A 9,514-nucleotide genomic window follows, 5' to 3' on the forward strand; every position below is an offset into this window, starting at 1 on the left:
TTTCTACCCTCTTTCCGCCGGTCTGGAGGATCACCACCTTGCCCGAGCGACCCCAGGCGCTGTTCGCCATGACCGCCGAGAACGTGCCGCTCGTCTTCCCGCCCGCGGTGCTGGCCCGGCTGCGGGAGTCCGTGGACGTCGATCCCGCGGTGGTGGCCGAGGACCTCACCGACCCGGCACTCGCGGACCTCCTGGCCCGCACCGAGATCCTCGTGACCGGCTGGGGCTGCCCGCGCCTGGACGCGGCCGTCCTCGACGCCGCCCCGAAACTGCGGGCCGTCCTGCACTCGGCCGGCTCGGTCAAGGGCTTCGCGACCCCGGAGATCTGGCGGCGCGGGATCGCGGTCTCCTCGGCGGCCGAGGCCAACGCGCTGCCAGTCGCCGAGTACACGCTCGCCGTGATCCTGCTCGCCGGCAAGGACGTCTTCGTGCGCCGCGAGCGTGCGCGCGCCGAGCGGGCCCCCGGCGGCTGGGGAGTCGTGCCGGGCATCGGCAACCACGGGCGGCGAATCGGGGTGATCGGGGCGTCCCGGATCGGGCGCAAGGTGATCGAGCTGCTGCGCCCCTTCGACCTCGCGGTGAGCCTGACCGACCCGTACGTCGACGAGGCGGGGGCGGCGGAGCTGGGTGTGCCCCTGGTGGGGCTGGACGACCTGCTGCGCACCTCGGAGATCGTGACCGTGCATGCCCCGGAGACCCCGGAGACCCGGCACCTGGTCGGCCGCCGCGAGCTGGCCCTGATGCCGGACGGGGCGGTCCTGGTCAACACCGCGCGGGGCGGTCTCGTCGACACGGACGCCCTCGTCGAGGAGCTCCGCGCCGGCCGCCTCTCCGCGGTCCTGGACGTCACCGACCCGGAACCCCTGCCCGCCGACTCGCCCCTGCACGACCTGCCGAACGCCTTCGTCACCCCCCACCTCGCGGGATCCCAGGGGAACGAACTGGCGCGCCTGGGCCTCGCGGTCGCCGAGGAGGCGCAGCGGTTCGTGTCCGGGGCCGGGCTCGCGTGCCCGGTGGACTACGCCGAGCTGGAGCGAACGGCCTGAGCCACGGATTTCGTCGTTCTCGGTTCGTCTCAGGGATCATTCGGGCCGAAGGCTGGTCCCGGAACCGCTGAATCAGTAGCGTGCTGGTTCATGGCTGCTGATCGGCTTCCCGAGACCGACCTCACCCGCCACCAGCGTCTGCGCGAGCAGGGCAGCCTGGACCGGGCCGACCTGGAGGCGATCCTCGACGCCGGGTTCGTCTGCCATCTCGGAGTCGTGGTCGAGGGGCGGCCCGTCGTCGTGCCCACGGTGTACGGCCGTGACGAACGGCAGCTCTATCTGCACGGCTCGGTGGCCAGTCGCAGTCTCGCGGGCGGTACGCCGGTCTGCGTCACGGTCACGCACGTGGACGGGCTGGTCCTCGCGCGGTCCGTCTTCGAGCACGGCGTCAACTACCGCAGCGCCATGATCCACGGTGAGGCCCGCAGGGTGACCGACCCCGAGGAGAAGCTGGAGGGCCTGCGCCGGCTCACCGAACACGCGACGCCCGGGCAGTGGTCGTACGCCAGACGGCCGAGCCGGAAGGAACTCGCGGCCACCACCCTGCTCGCGCTGTCCCTCGACGAGGCCTCCGTCAAGATCCGCACCGGCGCGCCCGACGACGGGGACGGGCCCGACGCCGGGCTGGGGCTGTGGGCGGGTGTGCTTCCTCTCACCTGGGCGTGGGGAGTGCCCGTTCCCGACCCGGTACTGCCCCCGGAAACGCCCGTACCGCCCCATATCGCACGCCGTGGGGGGACCCGGCACGGGTGATGTCGGTGCGAGGGCATACCGTGAGGAGTCGGTCGTACGTCTGAGCCGGGAGGAGACACGGGATGGGCAGCCGTACCGCGCTGGTCGAGGATCTGATGGAGCGGTTTCCGCAGGTACCGCGGGAAGCCGTCTTCAAGGAGGACCTGCTGCGAGGTGGCGTGGCCTTCGACCCGTCCGCCCTCAGCGACAACGAGTCGGGTGAGGTGAAGCCGAAGTCGTACTTCATCTTCTCCTTCGACCACGGCACCCTGCCGGAGCTGGGCGAGGCCGCGCTGCGCCGGCCGCCGGAGGAGATCATCCTCACCGGCGGCCCCTACGACCTGCGCCGGACCGTCGTCTCGGTGCGGGTGAACCCCACCTCGCCCTATCGCGTCGCCGCCGACGACTCCGGCATGCTCGGGCTCTACCTCGACGGCAAGCGCATCGCCGACGTGGGTGTGCCGCCGATGCCGGAGTACTACCGGCACAAGCTCTCCAACGGAAAGTCCGTCATGGAGGTCGCCCCCACCATCCAGTGGGGCTACCTGATCTATCTGACCGTCTTCCGGGTGTGCCAGTACTTCGGCGCCAAGGAGGAGTGCCAGTACTGCGACATCAACCACAACTGGCGCCAGCACAAGGCGGCCGGGCGGCCGTACACCGGGGTCAAGGACGTCGAGGAGGTCCTCGAGGCCCTGGAGATCATCGACCGGTACGACACCGCGAAGGCGTCCACCGCGTACACGCTCACCGGCGGCGCGATCACCAAGACCGTCTCCGGGCGCGACGAGGCCGACTTCTACGGCCACTACGCCAAGGCCATCGAGGAGCGCTTCCCGGGCCGCTGGATCGGCAAGGTCGTCGCCCAGGCGCTGCCCCGCGACGACGTGCAGCGGTTCAAGGACTACGGCGTGCAGATCTACCACCCCAACTACGAGGTGTGGGACGAGTATCTCTTCAAGATGTACTGCCCGGGCAAGGAGCGGTACGTCGGCCGCGACGAGTGGCACAAGCGGATCCTGGACTCCGCCGAGGTGTTCGGGGCGCGCAATGTGATCCCCAACTTCGTCGCGGGCGTCGAGATGGCCGAGCCCTTCGGCTTCAAGACCGTCGACGAGGCCATCGCGTCCACCACCGAGGGCCTGCGGTTCTTCATGTCCAACGGCATCACGCCCCGCTTCACCACCTGGTGCCCCGAGCCGACGACCCCGCTCGGCAAGGCCAACCCGCAGGGCGCGCCGCTGGAGTACCACATCCGGCTGCTCCAGGCCTATCGCCAGACCATGGAGGACTTCGGTCTCTCCTCGCCTCCCGGATACGGCCCGCCCGGACCCGGCCGCGCCGTCTTCTCGGTGAGTTCCTTCATGGACAGCCTCCCGGCCGCGCCGGAGCCCGCCGAGGTCTGACCCCTCCCGTACGACATCCCGCTCCGGGCGGCCTCCGCGGCTGCCCGGAGCGGTGGCATGTCCTGCCCGGGCAGGGCGTATTTTCCGTCACGGCTGGTTCTTGTGTGGCGGGATTGATACGTTCCCGCTTCCGGTCCGTACACAACGGAGTGACGCCGTGTGGCCCTGTGCCGTGCGGGGCTGGACCGAACCCTCGGTAACCGATTTGAATAGCCTGCTTGTCAGTTGTGTGGGAGACGTGAAAGGCTCCTGTCCTGCCGCGAGGTTCCCCCCAACTCCTTTGCCAGTCTGGCGAGTTGACCTCGCTTTTGATGCAGGAGACCCATGCCCGACCTGCCGACCCCCCAGGACGCCGCCGAGGCCGCGCTGTTCTCCGAGTGCTGGGATGCCGTGCTGTCGTACGCCGATCTGTGCACGGCCGGCTCCACCGCCGCCACCGAACTGGCCACGGAGGCATTCTCCCTGGGCATGCGCGAGGCCCGCGAGGCGGAGGCCGCGGTCCGCGGCGCCGGCCGCCGCACGGCCCGGCTGCCCCGAATACCCCTGCTGCTCACCGCCGTTCGCGTCACCGCGGCGGACTGGGAGACACAGGGCCTCGGACACCGGCTCGACCCCGACCTGCGTCTGTGGCTCAACTCCGACAAGGCCGCCCGCTACACCGGCCCCCCGCTGCAACGCCCCATCGCCCTGCGCGGACTGCGCGATCTGCAGCCGGCGGACGCCGAACTGCTGTGGCTGGCCGAGGTGGAGTCGCTGCCGCTGCCCGTGGTGGCCCGCCGGCTCGGACTCGACCCGGCCACCGTGGGCGACGAACTCGCGCAGGTGCGCGGCCTGTTCCGGGACCGCAGCCACCGCAACCACCTCGACATGCCGATGGACGCGCAGTGCCGCAGCTACGCCCGGCTGCTGGACGCCGTCACCCGCTCCACCTCCGGTGAGACCCCGGAGGACCTCTCCCGCCATCTCGCGCGCTGCCAGCAGTGCGCGGAGGCCGCCGCGTGTCTTCGGCTGCACGGCGGCGGCCTGCCCGCGGCCCTCGCGGGCGGGGTGATCGGCTGGGGCGGACTCGCGTATCTGGAGCGCCGCCGCCGGGCCGCCGAGGTGCGCCTCGGTGCCGGACGCCCGCCGGCACTGGAGAGCGGACCGCCGAACCCCGGCGCGCACAAGGCGAAGGTCGTGCGCAACGGACTCCTCGTCGCCGCCGTCCTCGTCTCCCTGCTCGCCCTCGCCGTCTCGATGATGCCCGGCGACGACATGAAGAACGGCGCCGCCAAACCGGGCATCTCCACCGAGGGCGAGCCGGTGTCCAACCCCACCTCGTCCGTCCCCGACGCCACTTCGCGGGCGCCCGGCTCGGCGAAGACCCCCGGGACGCCCACGGGGAACCCGTCCGAGTCCACGGGCGCGCAGAACTCCGACCCCGAGCCCCAGGGCACCTCCTCCGCGGGCGCCGAGGACCCGGAACCCAGCGAGAGCGCCCCGCCGGCCTGCCGGGTCGAGTACTCCCTCGTCAACCAGTGGCCCGACGGCTTCCAGGCCGAGGTCACCGTCACCACCACCGAGGCGCTCGACGACTGGCGGGTCACCTGGTCCTTCAAGGACGGCCAGAAGGTGACGCAGATGTGGGACGGGGACTTCACCCAGAGCGGGGCGAAGGTCACCGCGACCGCCGCCGACTACAACAGGTCGGTCCCCGCGGACGGTTCGCTCTCCGTCGGCTTCCTCGCCTCCTGGCAGAGCCGCAACGCCCCGGCGTACGACTTCACCCTCAACGGGCGGGAGTGCGTGAAGTCCTGACGGTTGCGAGGGACCGGGGCGCCCCGCGGGCGCCGCTTCCGGCCGCGCTACTTCTCCCCGTGCTGCTTCGCCGCCCACAGTCCCCGGACGTGCCCGATGTGCCGGGTCATGACCTCGTGGACCGCCCTCTCGTCGCGGGCGATCAGCGCGTCGAGGAGTTCGAGGTGCTCCTCGGCCGAGGCCAGCAGACGGCCGGACCTGACCAGCGGGGTGAGGCCGTAGAGCCGTGACCGCTTGCGTAGGTCGCCGACCACCTCGACCAGGTGCGCGTTGCCCGCGAGCGCGAGCAGGCCGAGGTGGAAGCGCGTGTCGGCCTCGACGTACGCGATGAGGTCGCCGGACACCGCCGCCTGGACGATCTCCCGGGCGGCCGGACGCAGCGCCTCGAGGGAGACCGGGTCGGCGGTCGAGGCCAGCTCCACGACGGTGGGGATCTCGATGAGCGAGCGGATGTGGGTGTACTCGTCGAGCTGCTGGTCGGAGACCGCGGTGACCCGGAAGCCCTTGTTGGGGACGGTGTCGACCAGGCCCTCCTTGACGAGGTCGAGCATGGCCTCGCGCACCGGCGTGGCCGACACACCGAAGCGGGCGGCGAGCGCGGGCGCCGAGTACACCTGACCCGGGAGCAGCTCGCCCGCGATCAGCGCGGCCCGCAGGGCGTCGGCGACCCGCTCCCGGTAGCTGCTCCTCTTGCCGCCCAGGACGGGCAGGGCGGGAGCGGCGGGGGCGCTGGGTCGCTGGGCGGTCATGGGACCTCTCCTAGGGGCTGTGCAATGTCATGTGACACGGCCCATTGTCGCAGTGCCCGCGGGGCGCGCGGTCGCGGTGTTCACAGGACGAAACCGGCCGGGAACGGATCGGTCGGGTCGAGCAGGTACTGGGCCGTGCCGGTGATCCACGCGCGTCCGGTGAAGCTGGGCAGCACGGCGGGGCGGCCCGCCACCTCGGTGGTGCCGAGGAGCCGGCCGGTGAATCGCGTCCCGATGAAGGACTCGTTCACGAACTCGGTGTGCAGGGGCAGTTCACCGCGCGCGTGGAGCTGGGCCATGCGCGCGCTCGTCCCCGTGCCGCAGGGGGAGCGGTCGAACCAGCCCGGATGGATGGCCATCGCGTGCCGCGAGTGCCGGGCGGTGGCACCGGGCGCGAGCAGATGGACGTGGTGACAGCCGCGGATGGACGGATCCTCGGGGTGGACGGGCTCCTCCTCGGCGTTGACGGCCGCCATGAGGGAGAGCCCCGCCTTCAGGATGTCGTCCTTGCGCTCCCGGTCGAAGGGCAGCCCGAACTGCTCCAGCGGCAGGATGGCGTAGAAGTTGCCGCCGTACGCCAGGTCGTATGTCACCGTCCGCCCGTCGGCCAGTGTGACGGCGCGGTCCAGGGCGACGGAGAAGGACGGCACGTTCCGGAGCGTGACGTGCCGCGCCCTGCCGTCCTCCACCGCGACCTCGGCGACGACCGGCCCCGCCGGGGTGTCGAGCCGGATCGTGGTGACGGGCTCGACGACCTCGACCATCCCGGTCTCCACCAGCACGGTGGCCACCCCGATCGTGCCGTGCCCGCACATCGGCAGATAGCCGGAGACCTCGATGTAGACGACACCCCAGTCGCAGTCGGGGCGGGTCGGCGGCTGGAGGATCGCGCCGCTCATCGCCGCGTGCCCGCGCGGCTCGTTCATCAGGAGCTGCTTGACGTCGTCGCGGTGCTCACGGAAGTACAGCCGCCGCTCGTTCATGGTCGCGCCCGGGATCGTGCCGATCCCGCCGGTGATCACGCGGGTGGGCATGCCCTCGGTGTGCGAGTCGACGGCGTGCAGGACGAGTTTGCTGCGCATGGCGCTCCTGGTGGTCGAAGGGACGGTACGAGGCTCACACGAGTCCGGCCGCGACCGCCTTCTCGGTGGCGGCCCGCACCACGGCCTCCTGCTCGGGCAGCAGCGGGACCCGCGGCGGCCGGCACCTTCCGCCGTGCCGGCCCACGATGTCCATCGACAGCTTGATCGCCTGCACGAACTCGACCTTGGAGTCCCAGCGCAGCAGTGGGTGCAACTGCTCGTACAGCCTTTTCGCCGTGGACAGGTCCCCGCCGACGGCGGCCCGGTACAGCTCGACCGACGACGTCGGCAGCGCGTTCGGGTAACCGGCCACCCAGCCCTTGGCCCCGGCGAGCGCCAGCTCCAGCAGTACGTCGTCGGCACCGATCAACAGGTCCAGTTCCGGGGCGAGTTCGGCGAGCTGGTAGGCGCGCCGGACGTCACCGGAGAACTCCTTGACCGCGCGGATGCACCCCTCGCCGTACAGCTTCGCGAGCAGTTCGGGGACGAGGTCGACCTTGGTGTCGATGGGGTTGTTGTACGCCACGATCGGCACGCCCGCCTTCGCGACCTCGGCGTAGTGCGCGAGCACCGACCGCTCGTCGGCCCGGTAGGCGTTGGGCGGCAGCAGCATCACGGACGCACAGCCCGCGTCGCGCGCCTGCTCGGCCCAGCGGCGCGACTCCGCCGAGCCGTACGCGGCGACCCCCGGCATCACCCGCTCGCCGCCGATCGCCGCCACGGCCGTCTCCACGACCTTGGCCCGCTCCTCGGGCGTGAGTACCTGGTACTCGCCCAGCGAGCCGTTGGGTACGACACCGTCGCAGCCGTTCTCGACCAGCCAGGCGCAGTGCTCGGCGTACCTCTCGTGGTTCACGGACAGGTCGTCGTTCAGCGGAAGGGCGGTGGCGACGAGGACACCGCGCCAGGGATGGAGGTCGGTGGTGGTCATACGGGTTCCTCTCCATAGGGTGTGACATTGCACTGGTCCTGATCCTGAGGGTGGGCGTCGGGCCTCCCCGGGCCCTCGGTCTCTCCGGCCCGCGCCAGCACGCCCAGGGGCACCGGGCGCGCGAAGGGCCTGCGGCCCGGGGTCCCGGCGCACCCGGCGACTCCGGCCACCCCGGGCCCGCACACCCGGCCCTGGCACCAGCCCATCCCGGCCCGCGTGAGCAGCTTCACGGTCCGCAGATCACCGGCCCCCAGCTCCCGCACCGCCTCCCGCACGGCGCCGGCCGACACCTCCTCGCAGCGGCAGACCACCGTCTCGTCGGTGACCTGCTCGGCCCAGTGCGCGGGCGGCGCGTACACGGAGTCGACGGCGGCGAAGAAGGCCCGCAGCTGGTCCCGGGCCCGCGCGGCGACCGCCCACTCGCCCGGGTCCGGTGCCCGCCCGGCCAGCCGTGCCGCGACCGACCGCCCGGCGATGTGGCCCTCGGCGAGGGAGAGGGCCAGGCCGCCGATGCCGGTGGTCTCGCCCGCCGCCCACACCCCCGGCACGTCGGTGCGCTGCTCGTCGTCGACGTGCACGTCGGTCCCGTCGACGCGGCAGCCCAGCGCGTCGGCGAGGTCGGTGTGCGGCAGCATGCCGTGACCCACGGCGAGGGTGTCGCAGACGAGGCGCCGGCGTGTGTCCGGGCGCACCCGCCCTTCCCGGTCGAGAGCCGCGACCGTCACGGCCTCCAGCCGCTCGGTGCCGTGCGCCTCCACGACGGTGTGGTGGAGGAGCGTCCGCACCCGGTGCCGCAGCAACAGCCCCGCGTACCGGGCGCCTTCGGCCACCTTGTCCGGCCGGGCGGCCAGCGCCCGGGACCGCCGTACGAACGACGCCGGGTCGGCGGAGTCCACCAGCGCGGCCACCGTCGCGCCCGCCGCGGCGAGTCCGGTGGCGACGGGCAGCAGCAGCGGTCCGGTCCCGGCGACGACGGCGGTACGGCCGGGCAGCACGAGCCCGCCCTTGAGCATGGCCTGCGCCCCGCCCGCGGTGACGACACCGGGCAGGGTCCAGCCCGGGAAGGGCAGCACTGTCTCGTAACCCCCGGTGGCGAGGAGAACGGCGTCGGCGCGCACCTCGGCAGGTTCCTCCTGCTCGGGGCCGGTGAGGGCGTGCACGGTCAGTCCGGCGGTGTCCCGGCGCTCGACGAACCAGACGTGATGGTCCGTCAAGTGGCTTACGGTGCCTGCCCGCACATGGGTGCGCAGTCCGTCCCGCAGCCTCTCCCAGGTCCGCCACTGGTGGTGCAGGGCCTGGGGGCGACGGGCCCCGAGTCCCGGCGCGGGCTGCCGGAAGAACTGTCCGCCGGCCTCCGGCGCCGAGTCGATCAGCGTGACGCGGATGCCGCGGGCGGCCGCCGCGAGGGTGGCGGCGAGCCCGGCCGGACCCGCGCCGATCACCGCCAGGCTCGGTTCACTCATCGTGGCCCGTTCCCTCCTGCGTGCGGACGGCGTCGCCCGGGTGCAGGGTCACGAGGCAAGCTCGTTGGTTGGGGCGGTCGTTGACGGTCACCAGGCAGTCGAAGCAGACGCCGATGCCGCAGAAGATCCCGCGCGGGCGGCCCTCGCCCCGGGTGGTGCGCCAGGAGGTGATCCCCGCCGCCCACAGCGCGGCGGCGACGGTCCGTCCGGGCAGGACCTCGATGTCCCGCCCGTCGAGCGTGACGGTGAAGGCGGGGCCGGGCTCGGCGCGCGCCAGCTCCAGCGGATTCACGAGGCCTCCCGGGAGT

At 72.4% G+C, this 9,514-nt stretch carries 9 protein-coding genes; 4 read left to right on the forward strand and 5 right to left on the reverse strand.

Translation table 11 applies throughout. The annotated features are described in order from the left end of the window. The first annotated feature begins 38 nt into the window (after positions 1-38). The 4 genes from EHS43_RS07320 (at position 39) to EHS43_RS07335 (ending at position 4,981) form a co-directional block, all read left to right on the forward strand. Positions 39-1,046: a hydroxyacid dehydrogenase gene (locus tag EHS43_RS07320; protein ID WP_125189711.1), complete on the forward strand. Its 1,008-nt coding sequence runs from the start codon at positions 39-41 to the stop codon at positions 1,044-1,046. Positions 1,047-1,136: 90 nt separating this feature from the next. Then, positions 1,137-1,799, forward strand: a complete 663-nt coding sequence (locus EHS43_RS07325) for a pyridoxamine 5'-phosphate oxidase family protein (RefSeq protein ID WP_125189712.1) — start codon at positions 1,137-1,139, stop codon at positions 1,797-1,799. 62 nt (positions 1,800-1,861) lie between these two features. Further along, entirely contained in the window at positions 1,862-3,184 is a 1,323-nt protein-coding gene (locus tag EHS43_RS07330; protein WP_125189713.1) for a radical SAM protein, read from the forward strand. 324 nt (positions 3,185-3,508) lie between these two features. Then, a complete protein-coding gene (locus EHS43_RS07335) occupies positions 3,509-4,981 on the forward strand; it encodes a cellulose-binding domain-containing protein (protein ID WP_125189714.1) in 1,473 nt (490 codons plus the stop codon). A gap of 47 nt (positions 4,982-5,028) precedes the next feature. Here the strand turns inward: EHS43_RS07335 and EHS43_RS07340 are convergent, their stop codons facing one another. The 5 genes from EHS43_RS07340 to EHS43_RS07360 form a co-directional block, all read right to left on the reverse strand. Next, positions 5,029-5,730, reverse strand: a complete 702-nt coding sequence (locus EHS43_RS07340; RefSeq protein WP_125189715.1) for a GntR family transcriptional regulator — start codon at positions 5,728-5,730, stop codon at positions 5,029-5,031. A gap of 80 nt (positions 5,731-5,810) precedes the next feature. Beyond that, positions 5,811-6,812 carry a proline racemase family protein gene (locus EHS43_RS07345; protein WP_125189716.1) on the reverse strand — a complete coding sequence of 334 codons (1,002 nt, stop codon included), beginning with the start codon at positions 6,810-6,812 and terminating at the stop codon, positions 5,811-5,813. A 34-nt stretch (positions 6,813-6,846) separates the two neighbouring features. Next, positions 6,847-7,743, reverse strand: coding sequence for a dihydrodipicolinate synthase family protein (locus EHS43_RS07350; protein ID WP_125189717.1), 897 nt, complete (start codon positions 7,741-7,743; stop codon positions 6,847-6,849). Further along, entirely contained in the window at positions 7,740-9,206 is a 1,467-nt protein-coding gene (locus tag EHS43_RS07355; protein ID WP_260470429.1) for an NAD(P)/FAD-dependent oxidoreductase, read from the reverse strand. Before EHS43_RS07355 ends, EHS43_RS07350 begins: the two co-directional genes overlap by 4 nt. Then, the gene (locus EHS43_RS07360) at positions 9,199-9,498 is read right to left on the reverse strand and encodes a (2Fe-2S)-binding protein (RefSeq protein WP_125189718.1); all 300 of its coding nucleotides are present in this window, start codon (positions 9,496-9,498) and stop codon (positions 9,199-9,201) included. The genes EHS43_RS07355 and EHS43_RS07360 overlap by 8 nt, the downstream gene beginning before the upstream one ends. Between the last annotated feature and the right edge of the window lie 16 nt (positions 9,499-9,514).

The organism is Streptomyces sp. RP5T (assembly GCF_003933965.1).
Taxonomy (GTDB): Bacteria; Actinomycetota; Actinomycetes; order Streptomycetales; family Streptomycetaceae; genus Streptomyces.